We start from the raw sequence: 23,269 nt of genomic DNA on the forward strand, positions 1-23,269 counted from the left end.
TCCAGGGCACATTAAATTCTCGTAATAAATTGAAACACTTAGGCGCTGAAAGCTACTTCATGTCGCGAGATAGGCCGGTCGCGGTGCGCGCCAATCCGACGAGAGTGGATGAGTGGCTTTATGCAAGCGACGACAAGGCCTTACGGGCCACGTCACTCGCGCGAAACGGGCCGCGAACACAGTGGTGCGGCGCTCATGGCCTCGACGCCCCCACCTTCACGACTGGGGTTGCGAGAAATCTAGCTCGCAAAAATGTGAATGCGCCACCGACTGTCCCAAGTCTGCATTCGGGTCGGAAAGCTTGGGCGGCTCGTAGGTCAAGATCACGACACCCGAACTGAGTATCTTCGAGCTGGCGAGCCGCAGCTTCGCGGGGTGACCACCCTCGACGAAGAGGCGTTTGCCGCCGCCGATCACGAACGGATGCACCCAGACACGGTACTCGTCGACCAGGCCGTGCTTCATCAGCGTTTGCAGGAGTGACGCGCTGCCATACATCTCGATATCCTTGCCGGGCTCCAGCTTCAGTTTGGCAATCTCCTCGGCGACATCACCGCTGATCAGCCTGGCGTTCCACTCCAGAGGCTCGGCCAGGGTCCGTGAGGCGACAAGCTTCGGGATACTGTTCATCCGCTCAAGGTAGGGTCGCCGCCCTTGGTCTTGCCCCACGCCTTTGACAGCAGCTCATAGGTCGTTCGCCCGCACAGGAAATAGTCGGCCTCCATCAGGTGCTCGAGCGAGTCTTGGACGGCTTCCTCAGTGAAATACGAGTTGGCCCAGCCACCTTGCTCAGTCTCACCGAAGCCACCTGGATCCTGGATGACTCCATCAAGCGTGACGAGCGTCGATACTTTCAGCTTTCTCATTTTTCAGGATTCTCCGGTTCTGTAAGTGGTTGCCAGTTCAGACGCTGTGACGGGAGACACCGAAGACATCTTCGGCCCAGCGCTTCAGCGTCGTCGGTGTGGTGTTGCGAGGGCCTGGCGCCTCGAGCGCCCAGCGTTCGCCATTATTGAAGCTTGTCGCAGTCTCGACCAGCGCATCCGCAAAGCTCGCGGACATGCCACTTTCGACCATGCCTGCGCGGGCATCCGCATAAGAAACCGTCTGATAGGTGACGTTTCGACCGACGGCCCTGCCGAGGAGTTCGGTTGCTTCCGCGAAGGTATGGTAGCCGCCGCCATGCAGTTCGACCACGCGGTTCCGCGGCCAGTCCTCGGTGGTCAGCAGATCGGCGACGCGCTCGCCGACGTCGCGCGCCGCAATCAGCGGAATCGGCAGGTCGCCGCGGAACGGCGTTGCGTACACGCCGGAAGACGACTGTTCAACGAACCCCATTCCCTTCACGAAATTCTCGTTGAAGAACCCGGCCCGAAGATGCACCAGTTCGTCGAGGCCGAGCGCCTCCAGCCGGTCTTCCATCTCGGCGGCGCCCAGCGATGTCCCCATCTTGAGGTGCGCGTTAAGACCGCTCAAAAGGACAACGCGGCGCACGCCCGAGACCGAGATCGCCTCGGCCAATCGGCTGCCGACACCGCGTTCGAAGCGGTGAAGGTCGGCTGCGTGAACGTCGAACGGGATCATGACATAGGCACTGTGCGCACCGGCAAAGGCGCGATTCAGTGCATCCTGATCAGAGAGCGCAACACCCAGGTTGCGCGCCACGCCCCTCACGACATGGCCTTGTTGCTGGAGCCTTGCCGACGCCACGGCGCCGACATCACTGGTGGCACCGACTACCACGACGGTGCGCTTACCTCCGCTCGACTGATCCAAATGGGTCATGGCATTCTCCTTTTTCAAATCGGTACGAGCCAACTCGGCTCGACGAATGCTTTACAGTTGCGCGAACGAAGACGCGGCTTGCGTTGGAGCGCTCCGGCCCGAAACAAATGGAGCGGCGTGCTCGCTCGCGGTCGTCGACGACCGTAGATGTTGATGCGTGGTCACTCCTCCTCCGCCAGGGTCAGCCGGTTGTGAGGGTGACCGCAGACAGGCCCGCGGCAATGAATGTTAGACCAGCGCCGATGTTGATGCCGGCTATCGCGCGAGGGCGCTGTCGCAGCCATGTGTTCGAACCGGCGGCAACGCTGCCGATAAGGGCAATGCCGGCGGCGGCAATGATGGCGAGCCATGCGCCGTAGACCAGAATCTGTATGTCGATCGGGCCGCGTTCGGCACTGGCGAATTGCGGGACGAAGGCCAAGACGAACAGACCGATCTTCGGATTGAGGACATTGGACAGCAATCCAGCAAGATAGACTTCGCGAAGCGATCGCCGCGCGGTGGGCGTGAACGTTAAAAGGTTGCGATGGAGCAAGGCCCTGACTCCCATCCCGATAAGATAGGTCGCTCCGACTAGTTTGAGCGCCACGAAGCCGATGTCCGACGTTTGCATGATGATCGCAAGGCCGAAGGCCGCGGCCATTGAGTGAAGCAGAATGCCGCTGGCTGCTCCGAGCGCCGACAGGGTAGCTGCGGCGCGGCCCTGGGTCAGCCCGCGAGAAATCGACAGCACGACGTCCGGCCCCGGTGCGATGACAATCACGACACTCGCAGTGGTGTATGCCAACCAGATGTCGATCGGAAACATGATGCTGTCCTCCTCGTCGCGGCCACAGCCGCTGCGCTGGTCGATCCAGCGATGGCAGGACGATAGATGTCAGGTGGCGGCCCGCACAGTGACAGTCACCAGCCATCTGATATGGTACAGATGGACCTCACCGGCATCTGTACTATGTGAATTTGACTTCATCTGTGCCAGTCGGTTGCCGCCGCGTTGTTGTAGGTATGGAAATGGACGCTGCGCCCGAAGACATCCTCTATCAACAGCTCGCCGAATCTCTGGCCACGCCTATTCGGGCGGGAACGTTCACGCGAGGTGAGCGCCTCCCATCCGTGCGAGAGCTGGCCGGGCGCCGCCGCGTTTCGATCGGTACCGTCCTTCAGGCCTACCGCGTGCTGGAAGATGCTCGCCTAATCGAAGCGCGGCCGCGCTCCGGCTACTTCGTGGCAGCGCGACCCGCGAGTCTGCCTGAACCGGAGACTTCGAATCCGCCCCCCGACTCTTTGGCTGTCGATGTCAGTTCCATGGCCGCTCGAGTCATGCATCTGGCGCACGATCCCAACTACATCTCCTTCGGCGCCGCGTGTCCGGGTGCGGAGCTCTTCTCTGAAGAGCGGGTTCGCCGCGCCATCAGTCGGGCCGTCCAGCGCCATCGCTCGACGCTCTGCCAGTATACCACGGGCTACGGCGACGAAGGACTGCGGCGGGCCATCGCCAGGCATGCGGTTGGTATGGGCTGTCAGATCGATCCAAGTGACATCGTGGTGACAAACAGCTGTCTCGAATCGATCACCCTTTGCCTGCGAGCCGTCACGAAGCCAGGAGACATCGTCGCGCTCGAATCGCCGACGTTGTTTGCGTTCCTGGAAATCCTGGAGAATCTTCATCTCCGGGCTCTGGAGATTCCGACGCATCCACGCACGGGCTTCTCGCTGGAGGCTTTGCAACTCGCCTTCGAGACGCAACCGATCAAGGCTGTCCTCGCGGTGCCCACGCTCTCCAATCCGATCGGCTCGAGCATGACTGTGGGGGATCGACACGGTCTTGCTAAGTTGGTCGCGAAATACGGTGTGCCGCTTGTCGAAGATGTCATCTACAACGACTTCGCCCTTCACGATGATCACCGCCGGGCAGTCCGCTCCTTTGATACGACGGGGCATGTGATGATCTGCGGCTCATTCTCGAAGACCGTGGCCCCGGGTCTCCGGCTCGGCTGGGTCGATGCGGGCCGCTGGGGCGACAAATTGGTGCGCATGAAGGAGTCAACCAGTGGCAGTCAGACCACAGTTGTCGAACGAGCACTTGCCGACCTGTTGGCCCAGCCCGGGCTTGAGGCTGGGTTCCGACAGTTGCGCTCCACTGTTGCAGCGCGGCTTGATGAGGCCCGTGAACTGATTGCCAAGCACTTCCCTGCGGGCACGCGCGTCACGCACCCGCCTGGTGGCTTCATTCTTTGGATCGAGTTGCCCCACAGCGTCGACTCCCTCGAACTGGCCCAAGCATGCCTCGCCGAGAACATCGTGGTTGCGCCTGGCAAGATGTTCAGCGTCACCGACAACTTTTCCCATTGTGTGCGCCTCGGCTTCGGCGCTCGCTGGGACGACACGCACCGTGATGCGGTGCGGCGGATAGGCGAGCTTGCGGGGTCATTCGCCTAAGGCGCTATATCTCGTTGACGGCGCTCGTTACGATGGTCGAAGCAAGTCCGCTTTGGGTAGAAGCGGTCATCGCGAGACCGAAGCGTAAGTGACTAGGCCGAACTATCCCATCATCCAGGCCGACCGCCAAATCCATGCGAGACAAAGACGGCGGGGTGCCGCGCCTCTCCAAGAACGGCGCATCGAGCGCGACCTCTCCGACCTGGAACAGCGGCCCGTCAGGCGGAAAGTCGATCGAACGTGTTGCTGAGCCTGCTTTCGACGGATACCAGATCGTGATGCGCAAATCGCGGCGATGCTCCGCGTCGCGCACAACGGCGCTCGGCAGGTTGGCGAGCGGGTGCCGTTCACCCACCGTGGCGAACGCGGGCGCGGCACCTGCGAGGTAAAGCGCAACTGCGATCCCAGTCAGCATTCTACTCGTCCCTCAGTGGCTGTGGAGGAGTGGATTGCGAATGCCCAACGCACAGCCCGTCGATATAGAAATCGAGGTGACGGTGTGCGAGCGCACGCTCCTCGTCGGCAGGCAATCCCATCGCCAATGGCCGCGCGAAGCGGGTTAACCCGAACACAATATCGCGCTCGGACAGGTCACGACGGAGCGAGCCGCGCGCCGCGCCCGCCAGAAGCCTTTTCATGAGCGCCTCCGCACGGGTCCGAAGGTCGGGCCAGTCCGGTTTTTGCAGAAGCGGATGAATGATATTTACCGCCGCAATCCCGTTATCGAGAGCCGCGTGCATGTATTGGCGCAGTGCATCGACACCGTCAGGAACGGTTTCGATCAACTCTTCTCCGGCGCTGATACTCCGGTCCAACACATGGCGGGCGGCGGCATGGAGAAGCGACTGCTGATCGGGGAAGTGCCTGTAAAGCGTACCAATGCCGACGCCGGCGCGTTGTGCGACGGCGTCTCGCGTAGGCTCACCGCCTACTTCCAGCACTAAGTCGACCGCCACCTCGACGAGGCGCTGCCGGTTTCGTTGCGCATCAGCCCGCATCGCAGACCTCGGGTTTCTCCCATGGCGATCGGATTGACTCGCTCATAAACGGAGGGTAAATCTCCGCTTATAACCATGTCAAGACGATTAGGGGCAGCCCAATGAATCGAAGACAGTTCACTCATTCGTCTCTCGTCGTCGCAGGAGGCCTTGCTCTTACGGCTGGCGCATCGGGACGCGACAAGCAAGCGTCGCGCCGTCTGGACGCGAAGGCCTACCACTCGTTGCGCTGTCACGCTTCAACCTCGTGCAAAGCGTGCGGTGTCGATCTCTGCCGCTCCCACCCGTCAATCTAAGGAGATGTCCATGGCCAAGGCTGAAAAAATCGCGCCCCATCAGGTGCTCGACTATGTTGGTTGGTTCGCCGCCCACAAGGCTCATCTTGCCGAGGAGAAAGCATTCACGCGCCGGCGTGAACAATTGGCAAGCGAACGGCGTGCCCTCCCCTGGCTGAAGATCGAAAAGGACTACGATTTCGATACCACAGAGGGCAAAAAGCGGCTCGCCGAGCTTTTCGCCGGCCGAAGCCAGTTGATCATCTATCACTTCATGTTCCCGCCCAACGCCGACTATCGATGCGAGGGCTGTTCATTCCTGGTCGACCATATCGATGCCGCCAACCAGCATCTGCCGCATCACGACGTTACCCTGATTGTGTGCGCGCGCGCGCCGCTGCCTGAGCTGCTGGACTACAAGGCACGCATGGGTTGGCAATTCGATTGGGTTTCCTCTTTCGGAAGCGATTTCAACTTCGACTTCCAAGTGTCGTTCAGCGAGGAGCAGACCGCTACTGGTAAAGTCCTGTTCAACTTTGAAGAGCGCGCCATGAGCGCGGGTGATCGCGCAGGGGTGACGGTTTTCTTCAAGGACGACGACGGCCAGATCTACTGCACATTCCAGGTACGGGGCCGCGGTGGCGAAAACCTTATCGGGACGTACAGTTACCTGGACCTGACGCCGAGCGGCCGCAACGAAACCGGCCCTTCGCACACCCTCGCCGACTGGGTGCGCCTGCATGACGAATATGGGTCAGCAAACAAATTGAATGAGCGTCCTTCAAAGGATACGGGACATTGTCACTAGCGGTGAGCGATCGCGTTCTGATCGCTTGCGGTACATCGAGAGCAGGGATGGCTTCCATTCTTCTGTTTCATTCGGTTCTCGGTCTCCGTCCGGTGGAGCTTGCCGCCGCAGAGATGATCCGCCGAGCCGGACACAGCGCGTTGACTCCCGACCTCTATGACGGCGCCACAGCCGACACCGTCGAGGGTGGTATGGCGTTGAAGGACGCGATCGGATGGGAACGGATTTGCGAGCGGACAATGATGGCAGTGGATACGCTGCCGCCTGCGACAGTCCTCGCAGGCTTCTCGATGGGTTGCGGCGTGGTGGCGTCTGTCTGGCCGGAGCGTCCCGAGACGCGAGGCATTCTGCTTCTTCATGCTCTCGCGGACATTCCCGATGTGCCCGTCAATAATCTGCGTGCGCAGTTGCATTTGGGCGAGCGGGACGGCTTCTGGTCCGCAGACGACCGGATGACCTGGCAATCGGAACGACACGGCACGGCATGGAGGCGGAAGTATTCGTCTACCCGAGCGCAAGGCATTTCTACACCGATCCAGGCTCGACCGATCATCAGGCTTTGGCGGCGCGCCAAACCTGGGAACGGGTGTTGCGGTTCCTGGACAGAAACCCAGCCAAACGGACGCCACGAGGGTCGCAATGGATCAACTCGATCCTAAGGCCGGATTGGGTGCAGAGGACCGGCCGAGGTCGGCGGCGAACGTCTGGCCGAGCGTCTCGACCTCGCTGCGGCGCAGTGTCGAGCAGCCTTCGGGCGTCTCGGCCATGTATGTTCGATGCCGATAGATCGGAAGATGGTACGTTGTTCCAACGGTTGATTCGGGGGTGAGCCACCACATTCGCGCGGGTGGGTGGACTACGTTGTGGCGACCATTACCGCGCTTTTTGCAAATTTCTGCATTGGCTAAGTTCTCGACGCCTCCGCCATTCGCATAGCGATCGTCACCGCCAGCATCAGCCGACCGCGGGAGACGCAATCGCGCGCCTGTATCGATAGTCCTTGGAGCAAAGCTGCATAGAGATCCCCCATCGCTTCAGCAGTCCGTATCCGGCCTCATTTTACCGCGTCTACCGCCTGCCCGAACACGCGCGATGATTGAACGTGTCCGCTCGGTTCGCGGGCTCGAAAGCCATTCCTGTATGGACTTGTCCGAACAATTGATGGCCGAGGTCACCACCATGCAGACCCACGTCTCTCCGCGCCGTGTTAAGAGTTGCACGCCGTCGCGCAACATACGCTCTATCGCCACGCAAGGGATCGCCTCTTCGGCCAAGGCGCGATCGGCAATCCTCTTTCCTGCAGTTCGTAGAGAGTGATGGCCTCTCTGAAGAGCACCTCCTTGCTCCGCATACAGGCTGGCCGACGACACTCCCAGATCGTGCCCCATGCCGTGGTGTAGCTGAGGCCTCGCCGGCGACCCCCTTGCGATAGTTGGGATTTGCGTCCTCGTTCCGCCGACAAAAGCTCTCCAATGAGCCGCCACTCTGCGTCCCAGAGATCCCCAAGCCTAGAACGGCAATGAACTAAAAGAGTTGCTTCCCACATCGGCTCGCATGGCAGCCCTCCCGTTGAACCTTGTGATCGGCTTGACCTCGTCGCAAACGGAGGATAATACTCCGTTTAAATTGAGGTCGAGTCCACGGTGCGAGAATTCAGGGATTCAGCATCGGGACAACGAAGTCGACCGCCAGCCAAACCTGCAGGCCGCTGGCAGCGGCCGACGCAGCTTGAGGAGATGCAATGTACGCAAAAGATGTTCCCGCCGGCACCGTCTTCTATCATGGCACCAAAGCCGACATGGGGGTGCGCGACCTGATCGGAGCCGGCTTCGAAAGCAATTTCGACGAGCGCGGGCTGAAGCACGTCTATTTCAGCGCCACGCTTGACGCAGCGACCTGGGGGGCGGAACTCGCCAGGGGTGAGGGCCGTGGCCGCATCTTCATCGTCGAGCCGACCGGTCCGTTCGAAGACGATCCGAACCTTACCGACAAGCGGTTTCCCGGCAACAAGACCGCATCCTACCGTTCGGTCCATGCTTTGCGGATCACCGGCGAGGTCAAGGACTGGGTCGGCCATTCGCCCGAGCAAGTCCAACATATGAAGGAAAGTCTCGCCCGCATGAGCCAAGAGGGGAGCAGCACAATCATCGAGGACTGATTTGCCAAAACGCAAACAAGTAACTTGAGGGAACAAGCATGCCCCACGTCACGTCTGCGGATGGCATCCGGATAATCTATCCCATCGACGGCAGCGGTCCGGCGGTCATCCTCGTTATCGGCTCACTCCACAACGGCAGCGAAAACGCTCCGCTTGGCGACCGCGCCGTTGTGGCGGCGACGCGTCGATTGAGGTTGGGCGAATAGTAAGGCTTCATCATGATGCAACCTCTGCATGCTGCGAGAGATAGAAGGCGAACAGGAGTTCGAGATAGCGCCGCACTGGCCGAGCACAGCGCGTGCCGACTCGGGTCCGCCGCCGGCTTTGGCGACGACAGAGGCTCCCTGGGTTGTCGCCTGCATGAAAAGCGCAACGTGATTGGCCTCGAAGGTCGCCTCGCTGCCTGACGCCTTTCGCGCGTCGCGCACCAGCCTGGCCATGCGGGCGTTGTGTTCGGCAAAGTCCTGCGCCGCAAGCCCGTCAGCGGGGCGCTGGTATCGTGGAGCTCCTGCGCTATCGTGCCGGCGAGGCATGAAAACCCCGCCACCGCCCCCTCGATTGGGCGATGCGGAAATCGACATAGGCAAGCAGGCGTACAACCGGATCCTTGACGGCGTGATAGGGCGCCGAGGCGAAGAAATCTTCGTTGTTGTTCGAGCAGGTTTCGAGTGCAGCGGCGAGGCGTCTTTGCTGTCGAAATGATGGAAGAAGCTGCCCTTGGTGACCCCGGCGGCCGCACAGATGTCCTCAACGCGCGTTCCAGTCCGAGATCATCAATGGAGCTCTGAACGCATTCGACTGGCCAGTCGGACGCCGCCCATTCGCTAGGCTATACGGGTGGCCAACTGTTTCCGAAGGATTCTATCCCACAGGTTGCCCTTACGGCAATTCCCGACCTGACGACCTCGATCATGGTCATCATGGAGGCACTTTCCCTCGGGTTCGCCATCGAGGTGGTCGATATCTTCGCCCAGCCCAATTGACCGCGGCGCTGAACTACTACTACGTCGAAGCCTTCGTGATTGCCGTCGTGATCTACATGGTCATTGCCTATATCGTCACGCAAATTGCGGACAGACTAGAACGGGCGCTGAGAGTGCGGACCTGAGCGAAGCCTTGTTCGTCTAATTTATCGGCCTGGTCCCGACCGGGTGCCGACGAAGGCGCCGCCATCTACGTGCGGCATCCCCAACCGTCGAATCCTTCAGCCGTGTTCGCGCAAGGATGCCGGCAATCGGCTCGGCTCAGGATTGCGCCAATCCTGTCAGATGTTCCTTCCGGACGGTGGTTTGCTCGGCAGAACAGTGGTCGAACAAGCATTGCGCGGGGTGTGTTTCGCCTTCTTGAGCGCCGCTGAAAAGCGGACGCCGGATGATGAGCGTCAAGATCAAGATGGTCGGGGACGGTGGCACGGGAGGCCAGCCTCTCGTTGAACCGCGAGTCATCTCTTGGGCGGAATCGGATCTTTCTTGACGTGCTGTGTGCTCTGCAACATTATCGCAGGGCCTGGGAGTTAGTCCGCCAGGTTGGGTCGCTTGGGCCTTAGCCGGTCCGACTCACGGGTTCGGGATGGGTGGCCAGTAGCTGACGGAAAGCACGCTGCTCTTCCTCGCCATAAGCGCCGTTCGACAGATTGACCAATCCGGCGCGATCTCGGATTTCAAGCGCGCCACGCTTGGCGCTAATATGGCCTCGGTATTCCAGCATTTGCACTGCCGTGGTCACGCCGGGGCGCCTGGTTCCCAGCATGACAGCCAAAAAACCGTGGGTCAGTTCTATCCTGTTGGAATCAACACGGTCATGAACCATCAGCAGCCAACGCGCCAAGCGTTCTTCGAGCTTCGAGTGGCTATTCACGAGCGATGTTCGGGACAACTGGACCATGAAGGTGTAGGCATATCTCAACAGGGTATCGCGGAACGTCGAACTTTCAGCCAGCGCGGCGCCGAGCATTGGTGCTGATAGGCACCATCCACTGCCCGCTATCTGAATATAAGTTTGGTCCGGAGACTTGTCCTGACCGAGCACGAGTGCCAAGCCAGTCATGCCCTCACGCCCGATGACGCCGACTTCGCTTTGCCGCTCACGCGACATGGCTGCGACCACTGACGCAACGCCCGTCTCTGGAAAATAGACGTATTTGATGGGCGCATTGGCGGCCACCAACTGCGTCTTAACGCCGAGAATGACACTGTGCAATAAAGGCCGCACCAGCGCGAAGTCTGCAGGCGCTAGCGCCTTCAGGATATGATTGCGGAAAGTGGATTGGGGCATAGCTCTTCTCCCATTTCGGGCAAGAGCATGGTCCTCTCTCTCACTGTCGGACGCATCCGAGGAAAATGGCGACCGATACTTAACGATATACCCCTCAGCGGACGATTGCAAAACGACGGCCGAGGCGAAACTGGTGATCTCCCGGCGATGTCGGTTGGCAGATCTCGCCGGCGCAAGATCAGTGGGAACGGATCAAGGGCTTTGTGGCTGGCGGTACGAAGGGCAAGCGCGGCCCGCGCACCGACAACCGGAAGTTCCTCGATGCCCTGCTGTGGATGGCCCGCTCGGGTGGGCGCTGGCGTGATCTACCCGAGCGGCTCGGCGACTACCGATCCGTGAAGCGGCGCTACTATCGCTGGATCGAAATGGGCGTTCTCGACGAGATGCTTATGGTTCTTGCGCGCAAAGCTGATCTGGAATGGCTGATGATCGACTCGACCATCGTGCGAGCACATCAGCACGCCGCCGGGGCGCGCAAGGCAAAAGGGGGGCAGATGCCCAAGGTCTGGGCCGCGGCGGCCTGAGCACCAAAATCCATGCTGTAGGCGATGCTCTTGGGTTGCCGGTTCGCCTGATCGCAAGCCCAGGGCAGCGTAATGACATCGCCTTCGCGCATGATCTCGTCGACGGCTTCGAGACCGGCGCAGCGATCGCCGACAAGGGCTATGACGCCGACCATTTGCTTGAAAAGATCGCAGAAATAGGCGCCGACGTCGTCATCCCACCCAAGCGCAATCGAAAGCATCAGCGTCCCTACGACGCTGATCTCTACAAGAAGCGCAACATCATCGAGCGTTTCTTCAACAAACTCAAACAGTTCCGCCGCGTCGCAACTCGATATGACAAGCTGCTCGCCAACTTTATGGGCCTTGTTAAACTTGCCGCTATCGCTATCTGGCTCAGGTAGTTAAATCGTCACTACGCCCTAGAGCCCGAGTTCGTAAAGGGCCCAGTTTACCGTCACAATGAGTGCAGGCGGTTACCGTCTTCGCACTCCGCTTACCGGTCCAGCGTGTTTGCAAACGGGAAACTGATTGCATCCACGAAACATCGATCCGTCTTTGCCGCGTCGCTCGACCAATTGACCGACGAGGCAGGTTGGACATTGGCTCAATTCGGCTCCATCAACCGTCTCGAAGCGGACTTCCCCGCCGGCGATCTCGCAAAGCTCCTGAATATAGCGGGATGGCTGACGGCGATTGGTAAGCATGTAGACGCCTCGGCTGGCACGCGTGAGCGCTACGTAGAACAAGCGTCGTTCTTCGGCATAAGCGAAGGTCTCGGGGCGGGGAATGACCAAGTTCAGCAGCTCATCGTCTTCGATGCGGCTTGGTACGCCGTAATTCCCCTCGCTGACATCGAGCAGGACGGTATAGTCCGCTTCAAGACCTTTGGCCCTGTGAAATGACAGCCCGGTCACCTCAGTGTTGGCAAAGGACGGCGGCCGCCCTTCGAATGGATCGAGGGCGTTGTAGCGCCACAACACCAAAACCTTGAGCTTGTCGCGCTTTTCGTCGCGCCACCGGTTGGCGATGCCGCCCAGAGCGGCATCCAGCCGTTCGAGCAGCCGCTGACATGCCACCGCGAAGTCTGGCTTGTCGCGTTTATCATCGATGGGAATGACACGGATTGATCGCGAGACGGCCGGGCGCGTCGAGCGGACGGACTTCTTGATCTGTTCGGGATTGCGCTGGACGAACTTTGCGGCCGTCTCGGCAATGAGTTGGTTACAGCGATACGTCTGCTCCAGGCGCCCCTGCCAACTGGTCCCGAAGTTCGCTTCGAACCGTGTAAAAATCGTGATGTCCGATCCGGCAAAGCGATAGATCGACTGCCAGTCGTCTCCGACTGCGAACACCTTGCTGAACGCTTTCTGCTGTTTGAGCGCCTTGATGAGGTTAGCGCGTGGCTCGGAAATATCCTGAAACTCATCTACTAGAATAAGGGAATAGGGACTTCGATATCGGTCGGTCTCGACCAGCCGGACCGCATCCGCGATCATCGAATCGAAGTCGATGCGTTTCGTTTCCTCGAGCTTTCGGGAATATCCCTGGGTGATCGCCCAGACCACGCGAGCGAAAAGTTTCGCACGCTGCTTGTCATGCAAGGTCTTGGCACGTTCGAGCAGCATGTCGAGCGTCAAGTGGCTGGCACGTATGTGTTTCAAGCAGGTGGATATCAGCTGGTGATAGTGCTTGGTCACTACCGGATCGAGCGCCTTGGTGATTTCGGCGTAGCTCTTGCGCTCGAAAGGTATGGATCGGCGCGCCAGTTCGGATTCGAGTGTGCTGAGCAACGTCTCGTTGCTGGCCTGAGCGGAAGTCGTCTCGAAGAAATCGATCTCATTGCGGCGATATGCCTGCCGCTTGTTCTCGGCGTGCTCGGCGTAGTCCGCAAAGGGTGAGCTTCCGTCCGCATCGAGGGCGAAATGCTCATGCACCGTTTCGGTCTGCGGATAGTAGAAATCTGGATGCAGATGGCGGACGCTGCCACCGTCTTCCTCCACCGCAATTTGCGGTTCGTATTCGAAGGCGACTGAATGCAGCCAAAGCCAGTTGGCGATCTTCTTCTCCTGCAAAGACTTTACGATCACGTCGGACAGCGAACCGATCGTGGCGCTACCCTTTCTAAGGGTGTCCGATGCGTAGCGCCGGTAGTCGGCCTCCCCGTCAAATACCTCTATCGGGATGTCGGCCTTGGGGTGCACGACGAGGAGTTCGGCCCACATCCGGGCAAATTCCGGATCGCTCTCGACAAGGTTCTGTATTATCGCCTCGATGACCCTGTTTTCGCCGGCGGGATGATCAACCCAATTGGCGAGCTGGGGTGGGCGCCCCTCGACCTCCTCGATGATTCCGCGCCCGAGCGCATGAAAGGTCGTAACACGACATTCTAGGGCGTCCTCTGCGACCTGTAGCTGGGTGGCGATTCTCGCCCTGAGTTCATCGGCTGCGTTTCTGTTGAAGGCCAGGAGCAGGATTTCCTCGGGCCGATAGAGCTGCTTCTGAAGAACGTAGGCGACTTTGCCCACCATGGTCGCCGACTTGCCAGACCCTGCCGAGGCCACCAGCAGGTTGCTGTCCTCCAAGCGGATGCAGGCCTCGCGCTGCTGATCGGAAAACGAACGCCTGTCGAGATCGTCAAAGAACGTTTGGAATTGTATCAGTTCCGAGCTGACGAAAGCCTCATTGTAGGCGTGGCGGACGCCCGGGTCCGTTATCATGGCGAACGAGGCCGGGAGGGAGGCCCTAAGTCCTGCCGGCATCAGGTCCGGGTTTAGAAGCGGGTGAGAGAGGGCGGCCGCTGCGGCCCCAGGGACGCCGGCAACGGCCCTGCCCAGATCGGCCTGTGCAAGATACTGTCTGTTGCCTTCGGTGATTTCGCGAAGCCTTTCGTCGACATCGAGCAGGCGATCCTTCTCGGTGGCGATCAGCCCGAAGAGGTGAGTGTTGATGAAGGCATGAAGGTCTGCGGCCAGTTGTGTGGCCGCGTCGCCCGACAGCGCCGATAGCGAATCTGTTCTGCCACGAGCGCGGATCTCCACTGTGTGCCACAAGAGGGCCTTGCTGACGGAAATCGACACGATATCGAGGCAGCTAAGCTCTACCTCGCTACCTTGAGCCAGCCGGAAATATCCCGAGATTTTCGGGTTTAGGGTCAGCTTCCATTTTCCCGCCGGAAAAAGCCGTGCAAAGAAGCCGGGACGGTAGGGCCGCGAGCGGCCAGATAACAATTTGATCAAAGCCACATTCAGTGCGCCCGGTCAGCCAATGGTGCCGACGGCCGAATATCATGAACAGATTGAGATGTTCCAAATCGCTGCGGGCGATGCAAACTCATGCCGACAGTTAGTGGTCACGAGCCCCTTTTTGAGGTTGCGCTTCGATAGACTCGATTGGAACGTAGCCAACAATGATTAGGGACAGAGCATACTCGATAGATTGCCGGAGCTAGAAGGCGATTCGTCACCTTCCCTGCCTCGGACGGGCTGTCTGATCGCTCCCGTGAAGGGGTCTAGCCCGGGGACTGCGAAGATTTCAAAGTCTGCGATCACCCGGCCCTTGATTGAGTAGACGAACTTTGGCCCTTCGTTCCATTCCACAGCGAAGTTCACTGCGCGGAGGAAGGGGTAAATCTTCGTTACCTGCGGTGCTCCTCCTATCTTTCCCCTCAGCTCTTTCTTGCGATCCGTGAACTTTGGATCGCTAAGCATCTCTGCCAGGATAGTTAGTGGCTCATAGTTTAGCTTAATACGTCCGCCACTCTCCTTGGCGATGTTGATCTCAGCGCCCATTTTGTCCCTCAGGGCGGCTTGAAATTCGGTTATGTAGTCACCGACGAAGCGGATCGGTGCTTCGCTGGTCCGAGGAATTCCAAAACCACGCCAGGCTCCGGTGCCTGAAGCTACGTAGCGCTTTATGGCTTTGTTGTAGAATATCTTCCAGATGAAGAACCTTGATTTGATCCACGACCACCCCCCGAAAATGAAGCTTGTTTCAAGAAGGTCCTTCTCGAACTCTGCCGGGATTGTACCTTCGTGGACCCTCACAAAAAAATTCAAAAGGGAAAGCACGCGGGTTTTTAGTTTGGTAATGTCAACCTCACGATCGAATGCCTTCTTGTAGTCGATGATCGCATTCTGAAGCTGCAAGATGAAGGGATAGGCGATTGTGGTATGACCCGCAAAAGCTATGCAGCAGTCTTCTCGGGGGAGGGAAAAAACCTTCTGACAGTGATCCACATTGCCACCCCCGCTCAGGCGGCTATCGGAAGCGAATATCAACTCGTGGGCATTGCCGCACTGCCGAACCCAGGCGATCGATAGCGTCATCAAACCATAACCTCATGACCGTGACATCGTGAGACCGGATGGCGGATATCCGGAAAGCTGGTAACGCCTAAAGCACTGGCCATTGTGCATCAGATGTGGAGGCAACCAAACACTGTCGCTGTTCAACTTAACTCCGAAGCTGGCAAAGGCTCCGATTGGGGTGGTGGCGACCGCGCGAACAGTTCATACGCGTCCGCCCGCAAAACATCATCCACAATGTCATTCTTGTCCATGTACCGGATGACGAGATCGACCTGCTCTTTCGAGTTTCTTGGCAGCTTATAAACTTCATCGAGCTGGGGTTGGCTGAGGTATTTCGGCAAGTGAGCATGGGGATCCGGCGGCACTTTCCAGTTGCGTAGCCAATTGCCCGTCATCGCTTTCCAGAACATACGCTGGTCCGCAGCCGCTTTCCGCTTGTGGAGGGCATCATAGTCGAGCAGAGCGACCAAGCTCTCGGCCTCAAGTTCCTTCTTCATCCACCCGTTGAATGCGGCCACGCGGGCACGGTAGTCGAGAAATACCGTTCGCAGATCGACGTGTTCGGGCGACGCCTCGACATACGCCCTGATAGCGGTAAGGTTGGCGCCTAAGCCATTCGCGTGGGCGCCTACGATGCGCTGGAGAACATCCTTATCTATCACGAATGTCGCACTGCTCGAACCCTCAATGAGCCACCCTGGTTCTACGGCCTGCAAGTGGTGAAGAATAACCCGAAGGCCAATGACGAACTCATGCAAGCCGTCAGACCCGAAACACTCCGCACGCTTGGCATTGTAACCGGGGAGGGGTTGGAGCTTGTGTACCCGTCGCCCATGATCGACCAGCGAAGCCGCCGCGTTCGCTGTGGCAAATAGTTCCTTTTGGATCCGGCGCTCCGTCCTGCCGGATTCATCTTCCCCACCAGGTGCGAAGTAGTTTGACTCTTTGGACAGTGCCGAGCGCTCAAAAACGCAGATAGCGACGAGTAAATCCTGAAGACACTGCTCCATGATAGCGAGGCTGGTCAGGTAAGAATCTCGCCGCTCCGCAATCGGATAACCAGCATGGTCGCGCAAGATCGCACGTGCATACCGGTTATTGAGCTCAATGACGGTTTGCGCAAGGTCATCCGGCAGCGGCACTTTGCTTGCTGCCACGGCTTGCCGAATAAGCTCGCGTTGCTGCGCTTCGCGCTCTTCCTGCTGTTTCAACAGTGCGAACATCCGCTCGCGTGTGAATTGCGGTACGCTAGGTACCATTTTCTGTCATCTCCTGGATGAGGAACCGGGCGATTAGGACCCAGCCGTTCGCTAAATCTGGTCACTAGGCTGACGTCTGGGGAATCGTATGACTGCCGATTGAAGAAATCACCGAGGCAAAGTTCGTCCACCAGCAGGGACACTTCAACGAAATTGTCTGCGTGAAACCTCTGTGCCAGGCTATCGCCGTACATTAGAATCGGTGAACTTCCTAGTTGACGGGACAGACGATCAGCTGAGAGTGTCTTGACGAAAACTTCGACAAAGAAACTTGTAGGGGAACGGAGGATCCCGGGGAATCGGAGTGGCGTTGACACCGTGCGCGCTTCCCGAGACGCGCATCAGTTTCACGAAGCGTGGCTAGCGCGCCGGGCGCTCGGCCTTTTGCGCGCAAGGGACGATCTCTGCGGGATTGCTATTGAAGGCCAGAAGGTCCTCGAAAGCAATTTTCCATTCCGCGCAGTGAATGGACGCGACCTTCATGGCTATCGGATCGCTGGCGGTCAGGCGGAATGAGCTGCAGGCTGGCTACGCAGGCTGGAGACCTAGAATACGTTCGACACCTTCGACAACCGCTTTTGCTTCATTGCGGCCAAGTGGCAATGCGGAGTGAACGGCCGCGTTGCGCAGTTTGATCCAGTTTGAAATCTCTTGATCCGCAACGTTTTGGATAAGATCTGCTTGTGTGGCTCGGCCCACGAGTTGCCTCATCGATGCGGGTTTTTCGACCTTTTCCCACGGCTCTTTATCCAGCCGTTGACGCAGCTTTGCCTCTAGTAGAGACATTGCCGCGATTACTGCAGCGCGGTACTCTTTCGCGTCGAAAAGCCGCCTCGGCTCAAGGTTCTGCACATTGCCCATCTCTTGCGCCAAGCGAGCGAACTCCAGACCAAGCGCGCGCACAAATTCGCCGTCTTCCGACAAGACGACTGGTCGCCTGATATAAATGATCCCGCTGATATCAGTCGGAATCCGGGCGCCATCTGTCAGCACCGAAATGACGCGCAATGACCGCCGATTAGGACGCGTGGAGACTTCCCGGGCGCGTCCGAGCGCCAAGCCTAACTCAGCCTCTGTGCTGCGTGTCGTTGCATCCACCACCATCACCGCAGCACGGTCGATAAGGGTGTCGATCTTGGCGCTTATGCTTTCACCCAGATTGACCACATCGGCAGGGGTGACCGGCACGAACCCGGCAGCTTCAGCGAGTGGAAAAATGTACTGCCTGTAGAAGGGAAGCACGTCGAGCGGCGTTGCGAACAAGCAGAGCCGCGACAGCGCGTCACGTGGCAACAGAAGCTGTTCGAGCGGCTTTTCCTCGGTCGGCTTTAGCGTTGGGCCCGCATTCTCGCGCCGGTATTCGCGGAGTTCAGCAAAAGCTTCTGCTAATACCTGGCCGTATCGGTCCCGCGTTCCCGGAAGGTTGATCACTTTGACGCCTCGCCGCTCAAGACGGGCAATGTCGCCTGGCCGGGCATTGACAACGACGGCATAGGTCATGCGCCGGGTTTTACCCAGCCGGCTTGCCACCACATGCCAGATTTGCCGGAAGTCAGGGTCGTCCAGGCTGTAGCCGATGAACACCGCCGTCTTGGTGATGAGCTGGTTTGCCAGATAAGTTGCGATCAGCGGATAGTTGGTAAGGAAACCGTCGTAGTCGGCCTCGGTCACCACAAGCCGCTTAGGGTGCCTGATATCGCCATGCAGTTTGAGCAGCAGAATACCAGCCGCTCCGATGTTGATTGAGAGCTGGTCTTCATCCACCACCGGATGAACCGAGCGGTTGTCCTGCCGCGCAAGGTCGTATTGTTTCTCCAGCAGGAAATCAAAATTCGTAGTGCAAACGATATCGAACGGAAGGCTGCAAAACTCCTTGTGCGCGGGACCCGGCTGCACCTTGTCGAGATGTAGCAACTCGGCGAGCCGTTCGATAAGGCGTGTTCGTCCGAACTCATGTTCGTAGGCGGAAATCGCGTCCAGAACGCCGGACGGTGAATAGTCCGTCAGCTCATCAGCAAAATATTTGCTGAGATCCCCCCAAAGCGGCATTTTGGCTGGCGGTGGGAGCACGGCATTAAGCGACATACCTGCACCGACCACAGGCAACCAGCGACCGCTCACAAGGTCGTCCAGCAACGGTTTAGGGAAATACGACAGATACTTGGGAGTCACGGCCGCCTGCAATTAAGTTGGTGCTGAAAACTACGTCAATAGAACGCAAGCAATCTCGATTAAGCAAGTGTCCGTGAAGAATTGGTTCATCCTGCTCTGCCGGACCGGGCTCTATCCGGCTTCGCTTGCGCTAAAGCCGCAGCGTGAATTTTGGCACCCGGCAAAGCGGTGATTGCAGCACCGGCACGGTGCATCCGGCCGCCTTTATCTCCGCCGTTAGCGAAGAGACGCCGGCATCGTCCAGTCGTGGATCGACCATGACCTCATCGCAAATGGCGTTCACATCAAAATCAAACAGAACCGCTTTTCCCGCGCTTCGCTTGGGATTGGTGTCCTGAAACAACAGGCGAACCTCCCGCTCGTGGTCGAAGGCTTCGCGCTTCACGCATAGGAGCCTCGCAAAGCCCGTCGCCTGGCCGCCGAAGGCGATATCCGTAAAAGTGGCCGAGGCCATAAAGTCGGCAATTTCTGCTTCCGTGGGGTACTGCACGTTGCCGATCAGGTACTTCAGTGAAGCGAAGGTGTCTGTGTCATCGTAAAAACTGTCAAACAATTTGCGGATCGTCGTTCTGACTTTGATGCCATCCTTGTCGTGGCTGTAGATCCGCCACATGGCGTCTGTGTCTTCGTTCAGCGTCCAGCACTGGCCGTACCAGTCCTCGGCGAGCCCCTCGGTCGAGATTTTTTGGCCGCTGGAATCCTCCACCTCCGACTGTAAGAAAAAGTTCTCGAAAGGATCATCCCACAACCTGGGCTTTACCAGAGCATTTTTGCCGGTGCGAACCAGCTCGAGGAACCGGCCTTTGGAGAAGACGCGGTAAAGCGGCGCGTCCAGATCGGGAATGTCCAACAGATTATCCAACTTCATGAAAGCGCACTTCCTGCTCGATGGGTGGGCGCACCACAGCGCTAAGCCTCTCGTTCGGCAAGATGAAATCTGCGCTCTCATCCGGGATATTGCGGAAATCGCGAGGTGCTCACAAAATGGAAGCATCCTACTTCACCCACCAGGCTATCCGGCTCGGCCAAGGGCGACGCCGGATAGAGCCGTCGGCACCTCAGCCCCTTCGAGTAACGATCCTTGCTCTTGGCGCTACCGCGCTGTAGCTCGCCGCGAGGCGGGATCGCCATCGCCCTGGCATCATCCGGAGTTCAAAAGCTCGGCTTGCCGGCGATCTGCCTGGAGACGGTGCATGTGCGCGCCGCGATGTCGGCGCAGCGCAACAAGACCGACAGGGCCGACGCGCCGGGGCATCGCCCATCTGATGCGCACGGTCTGGTATCGCCAGGCCCACATCAAGTTGCAGAGCTGCTACTGGACACGGCTTCTGCCGACGCTCCGGCGCAATTTGAAGGCCGAGTCCCTCGACCTGTAGAACGCCTCCGCCACTCGCTGAAGGCGTTCGGCATCCGCCTGAGCAAGGTCGGGCGAGGGGCTTTCGAGAAGGCCGTGCGCACCGCCGTCGCGCAGGATCCGCTGTCGTGCGAGTGATGGACGCCTTGCTGTCGGCACGCGCAACGCTTTCGAGGCAGTATTGCCGGCTGGCACGATCTCGTCGTCAAAATGGTGGCCGGCAGCGAACCGTGCGGGCGCTTCATGGCAATCCCAGTCGTCGGCCCCGTCACAGCGCTATCATTCATGACGGCGATCGACGATCCGTCGCGCTCCCGTCGCTCGCGCGACGTCGCGGCCTACTTCGGGCTGACCTCGCGGCGATGGCAGTCGGGCACCTCGATCGACCTTCAGGGTAGTATATCGAAGGCCGGCGATGCCGATGTTCGACGCTCACTCTGCGAGGCGGCTTCGGGGCGGATGACGCGCTTCAAGGGCAGGGACAAGGTCAAGAACTGGGGGCCAGGCGATCGCCAAACGCTCCTGCCACCGCAAGGCCTGTGTCGCCGTGGCGCGCAAGCCGGCGGTGATCATGCACGCGATCTGGACCGACGGAACGTTCTATGTCGGCGATCCGGCAGCAAGCCAAGCGGACGCCGCGCGGCATGCCCATGACAAGCATCGCCGGCTGCTGGGAGCGCACCGATGAGCAGCGCAATGGAAGTTGAAACGCATGGCGCCGGCACGCTCACGAGCGTCACCTGACACAAGAGATCCGCTCCGGCGGATGAGGACCGATGCAGACTAGGAACGACGAAACGCACCTTATCTTGCATGCGGCCCCGCTGATTGCGACAGGGCCGGACCGCGCCCGATTGCCTGTGATGATGCTCCGTCAGTCCGATGGAAAAGTGCGCCGCGACGGTTCCAGTGCTGCAAATAAGCAGCGCAACTACGCCGTCGCAGAGCGCGGAAGACTGCGCGGTGCATCGGACTAAACGCAAGAGTACGCAATCGTAGCGTAGAGCATAGAATGGTGTATTATCGTACGTTAGAGGAAGAGCGACGAATGTATAGTAAGTATCGCGAAATACGACCGATTAAGATGGCAAGATAAAAGCCCGCACATTGCGCGTCGGTCTGGCGGTTGTTTTTCAATGATTTAGAACGTGATTTTGCAATGTGTGCATGTTTACTGCACATTGCAAAAATCGAAGTTTCTCAGCGATTTCCATGCGTTAATGCAATGTGCGGGGGCCGGCCGACAGTTGAGGAGGCTTGGGCGCCGGGAAGGGGGTGGTCAGAGACGGCAGCGAGACGCTCAACAGAAAACCGAGCTCTCGGAAGGGAAAGCGAGGTCCCGTCGGTGACCTCTGGTCGGCGGGCATCTGAGCTGCTGGATCCTCAATGTTAGAATCTTGTCCACCTGAATTGCGGTGACTCGCGGTTGGTGGTGGGCACGGCGTCTGGACGCTCGTCGTGACGGCTCGGCGAGAGCCGACCTCGCCAGCGCCGTAGGATGGGGACCGATCGCACGCTTGTCGGCTGGCGGTCCCTCCGCACTGCGGATGCGCAGCATTGAAGGCCTTTAATGGAAGCGCCCGGCCGCGACACGCCTGCCCCCATCCAAGCTTTATCGCGGCTTGTAGGGCGCGGCATCCTGCCCGAGATGCGGGCCCTGGGCATCGCCCAGCCGCAGTGGCTGTCGGCTCAGATGAGACCTTCCATCCTGACACGAATGCGCAACCCGGCGTGTTACGGTCTGATGGTGTTACGTCTCCGTTCGAATGCCCTCGAAGCAGATGGAGTTCGCCATGTCCAGCATCAACCGCCGCGCCTTCCTCTTTCACTCGGCCAGCGCAGTCGTAGGCTCGACGGTTGCGGCGGAGGCACTCGGCCGAGAGCCGCCGGGCGAAGACCCAGAACCGTCCAATCAATTGCGAATGCTGATTGAGGTGCACAAGGCAGCATACTCGTCCTTCGGTGAAGCCTTGAATAAAATAGGCGGTGACAGCAGCGACTCCGCCAGAGCCAGCCGGGAGGAGGAGAGGGCGCTGCTCGCCATCTGCAGCTATGCTGCGATTGGGGAAGGGGATCGCCTGGCCAAGGCCCGGTATCTTCTAGAGGTCGAGGCGCGCGGCGAACTCGACCTCGCAGAGCATATGCAGGCTGTTCTTCGGTCGACGATGTGCAAGTGATGATACGACCGCACGCGGCCAGTCTGCTGCTAAATGTCTGGTATGCACCGCCCTATGCCGGACATCCCGGGCGCCATCGCCACCAATTTAAAGCAGACGTTGCTGGCGAGCACGCTGCAGGTCGCGGTTAGAAAGTCATTGCGCAGCATGGTGGACTTTGGCGTTGGCAACAGGAGCGTTACGACCGTCCAGGTTTCAATTCCTTCGGCGCCGATGAAGACGACTAGGAGTCGGGCCGGCACATGACCGCGATTGTTGGCCTTGTGGGGCAGTCCGTAGCCTTAAGCATCGTCTGGCCGGCGGAGTAGGCGTGAGCGCCCTTCGGGCCGTAGTCGACGCTGACTTCACTCTCCAGCGCGTATACAAAGCTCGGCACCTTGTGCAGGTGCCAAAGGGAGGCTTCTCCCGGCGGCATGACGACGATCTCCGCGCTCGCGAACGGAACGTCGGCTGGATAGGCGATGATTGGCCAATCGCAGTCTTGTTCCTTGCCGGCCTAGAGTAAGAGTGCCCCGAGGGGCGTGAGAAGCAAGCCTTGGTCGCGCAAGAGCGATTCCTCGCACTCGGAAGGTCCCGGTCCTGACTGGACACCGCCGCCAAATGACCGGTATCGTCAATATGCTCATCAAGCTAGTGCATCAGCGCCGGCCTAGCTGCCAACGTGGAGCGCAAAGTGCTCGAGGAACCGAACCGAAATCCTGGGTCCCATCGCTATGGGAAACCGAGTTTGTGGTGGCCACCGCCGCAGCTTTGATGG

The 23,269-nt window shown here is 59.2% G+C and carries 19 protein-coding genes and 3 pseudogenes; 9 read left to right on the forward strand and 13 right to left on the reverse strand.

All coding sequences use genetic code 11. The features are described from left to right. Positions 1-216 precede the first annotated feature (216 nt). From O7B34_RS29355 to O7B34_RS29370, 4 genes are all read right to left on the reverse strand, one after another. Complete coding sequence (locus tag O7B34_RS29355) at positions 217-630, reverse strand: dihydrofolate reductase family protein (RefSeq protein ID WP_337149296.1); 414 nt, start codon at positions 628-630, stop codon at positions 217-219. Next, entirely contained in the window at positions 627-866 is a 240-nt protein-coding gene (locus tag O7B34_RS29360; RefSeq protein WP_337149297.1) for a hypothetical protein, read from the reverse strand. Before O7B34_RS29360 ends, O7B34_RS29355 begins: the two co-directional genes overlap by 4 nt. Positions 867-903: 37 nt before the next feature. Beyond that, the gene (locus O7B34_RS29365) at positions 904-1,818 is read right to left on the reverse strand and encodes an NmrA family NAD(P)-binding protein (RefSeq protein WP_337149298.1); all 915 of its coding nucleotides are present in this window, start codon (positions 1,816-1,818) and stop codon (positions 904-906) included. A 148-nt stretch (positions 1,819-1,966) separates the two neighbouring features. Beyond that, the gene (locus O7B34_RS29370) at positions 1,967-2,593 is read right to left on the reverse strand and encodes a LysE family translocator (protein ID WP_337149299.1); all 627 of its coding nucleotides are present in this window, start codon (positions 2,591-2,593) and stop codon (positions 1,967-1,969) included. Positions 2,594-2,796: 203 nt separating this feature from the next. Here O7B34_RS29370 and O7B34_RS29375 point away from each other — a divergent pair, with 203 nt between their 5' ends. Then, positions 2,797-4,224 (forward strand): aminotransferase-like domain-containing protein, encoded by a 1,428-nt coding sequence (locus O7B34_RS29375; RefSeq protein ID WP_337149300.1) that lies wholly within the window; start codon positions 2,797-2,799, stop codon positions 4,222-4,224. Between the two features lie 4 nt (positions 4,225-4,228). On the opposite strand, the gene O7B34_RS29380 is transcribed toward O7B34_RS29375, so the two are convergent. Together O7B34_RS29380 and O7B34_RS29385 are read right to left on the reverse strand one after the other, a co-directional pair. Beyond that, entirely contained in the window at positions 4,229-4,639 is a 411-nt protein-coding gene (locus O7B34_RS29380; RefSeq protein ID WP_337149301.1) for a hypothetical protein, read from the reverse strand. A gap of 1 nt (position 4,640) precedes the next feature. Continuing rightward, entirely contained in the window at positions 4,641-5,222 is a 582-nt protein-coding gene (locus O7B34_RS29385) for a TetR/AcrR family transcriptional regulator (protein ID WP_337149302.1), read from the reverse strand. 306 nt (positions 5,223-5,528) lie between these two features. Between O7B34_RS29385 and O7B34_RS29390 the strand changes: the two genes are divergently transcribed. Then, entirely contained in the window at positions 5,529-6,305 is a 777-nt protein-coding gene (locus O7B34_RS29390) for a DUF899 domain-containing protein (RefSeq protein WP_337149303.1), read from the forward strand. 47 nt (positions 6,306-6,352) lie between these two features. Continuing rightward, positions 6,353-6,964, forward strand: a complete 612-nt coding sequence (locus tag O7B34_RS29395; RefSeq protein WP_337149304.1) for a dienelactone hydrolase family protein — start codon at positions 6,353-6,355, stop codon at positions 6,962-6,964. Here O7B34_RS29395 and O7B34_RS29400 read toward each other — a convergent pair. Continuing rightward, positions 6,950-7,072, reverse strand: coding sequence for a hypothetical protein (locus O7B34_RS29400; protein ID WP_337149306.1), 123 nt, complete (start codon positions 7,070-7,072; stop codon positions 6,950-6,952). The genes O7B34_RS29395 and O7B34_RS29400 overlap by 15 nt on opposite strands. A 974-nt stretch (positions 7,073-8,046) precedes the next feature. On the opposite strand from O7B34_RS29400, the gene arr reads away from it, so the two are divergent. The 3 genes and pseudogenes from arr to O7B34_RS29415 form a co-directional block, all read left to right on the forward strand. Further along, positions 8,047-8,463: an NAD(+)--rifampin ADP-ribosyltransferase gene (arr, locus tag O7B34_RS29405; protein WP_337149307.1), complete on the forward strand. Its 417-nt coding sequence runs from the start codon at positions 8,047-8,049 to the stop codon at positions 8,461-8,463. A gap of 38 nt (positions 8,464-8,501) precedes the next feature. After that, positions 8,502-8,669, forward strand: a complete 168-nt coding sequence (locus O7B34_RS29410; protein WP_337149309.1) for a hypothetical protein — start codon at positions 8,502-8,504, stop codon at positions 8,667-8,669. Positions 8,670-9,217: 548 nt separating this feature from the next. Then, positions 9,218-9,571, forward strand: a pseudogene (locus O7B34_RS29415) (ABC transporter permease subunit); the annotation flags it as partial. Between the two features lie 434 nt (positions 9,572-10,005). Here O7B34_RS29415 and O7B34_RS29420 read toward each other — a convergent pair. Next, entirely contained in the window at positions 10,006-10,737 is a 732-nt protein-coding gene (locus O7B34_RS29420) for a Crp/Fnr family transcriptional regulator (RefSeq protein WP_337149310.1), read from the reverse strand. A gap of 203 nt (positions 10,738-10,940) precedes the next feature. Here O7B34_RS29420 and O7B34_RS29425 point away from each other — a divergent pair. Next, a pseudogene (locus O7B34_RS29425) lies at positions 10,941-11,644 on the forward strand (IS5 family transposase). 72 nt (positions 11,645-11,716) lie between these two features. On the opposite strand, the gene O7B34_RS29430 reads toward O7B34_RS29425, so the two are convergent. The 5 genes from O7B34_RS29430 to O7B34_RS29450 all read right to left on the reverse strand — a co-directional run bounded on the left by O7B34_RS29430 (position 11,717) and on the right by O7B34_RS29450 (position 19,849). Then, the gene (locus O7B34_RS29430) at positions 11,717-14,485 is read right to left on the reverse strand and encodes a UvrD-helicase domain-containing protein (RefSeq protein ID WP_337149311.1); all 2,769 of its coding nucleotides are present in this window, start codon (positions 14,483-14,485) and stop codon (positions 11,717-11,719) included. Positions 14,486-14,653: 168 nt separating this feature from the next. Continuing rightward, a complete protein-coding gene (locus O7B34_RS29435; RefSeq protein ID WP_337149312.1) occupies positions 14,654-15,568 on the reverse strand; it encodes a hypothetical protein in 915 nt (304 codons plus the stop codon). Positions 15,569-15,690: 122 nt separating this feature from the next. Then, positions 15,691-16,761 carry a hypothetical protein gene (locus O7B34_RS29440; RefSeq protein ID WP_337149313.1) on the reverse strand — a complete coding sequence of 357 codons (1,071 nt, stop codon included), beginning with the start codon at positions 16,759-16,761 and terminating at the stop codon, positions 15,691-15,693. A 576-nt stretch (positions 16,762-17,337) separates the two neighbouring features. Then, on the reverse strand, positions 17,338-18,981 hold the full coding sequence (locus O7B34_RS29445) for an SIR2 family protein (protein WP_337149314.1): 1,644 nt from the start codon (positions 18,979-18,981) through the stop codon (positions 17,338-17,340). A 130-nt stretch (positions 18,982-19,111) separates the two neighbouring features. After that, positions 19,112-19,849, reverse strand: a complete 738-nt coding sequence (locus O7B34_RS29450; protein ID WP_337149315.1) for a DUF2971 domain-containing protein — start codon at positions 19,847-19,849, stop codon at positions 19,112-19,114. A 247-nt stretch (positions 19,850-20,096) separates the two neighbouring features. Between O7B34_RS29450 and O7B34_RS29455 the strand changes: the two are divergent. Both O7B34_RS29455 and O7B34_RS29460 read left to right on the forward strand, forming a co-directional pair. Beyond that, a pseudogene (locus O7B34_RS29455) lies at positions 20,097-21,023 on the forward strand (IS110 family transposase); the annotation flags it as partial. A gap of 1,105 nt (positions 21,024-22,128) precedes the next feature. Then, positions 22,129-22,512 (forward strand): hypothetical protein, encoded by a 384-nt coding sequence (locus tag O7B34_RS29460; RefSeq protein ID WP_337149316.1) that lies wholly within the window; start codon positions 22,129-22,131, stop codon positions 22,510-22,512. Positions 22,513-23,269 lie beyond the last annotated feature (757 nt).

The sequence above is a fragment of the Mesorhizobium sp. Cs1299R1N3 genome (assembly GCF_037179625.1).
Lineage (GTDB): Bacteria > Pseudomonadota > Alphaproteobacteria > Rhizobiales > Rhizobiaceae > Mesorhizobium > Mesorhizobium salmacidum.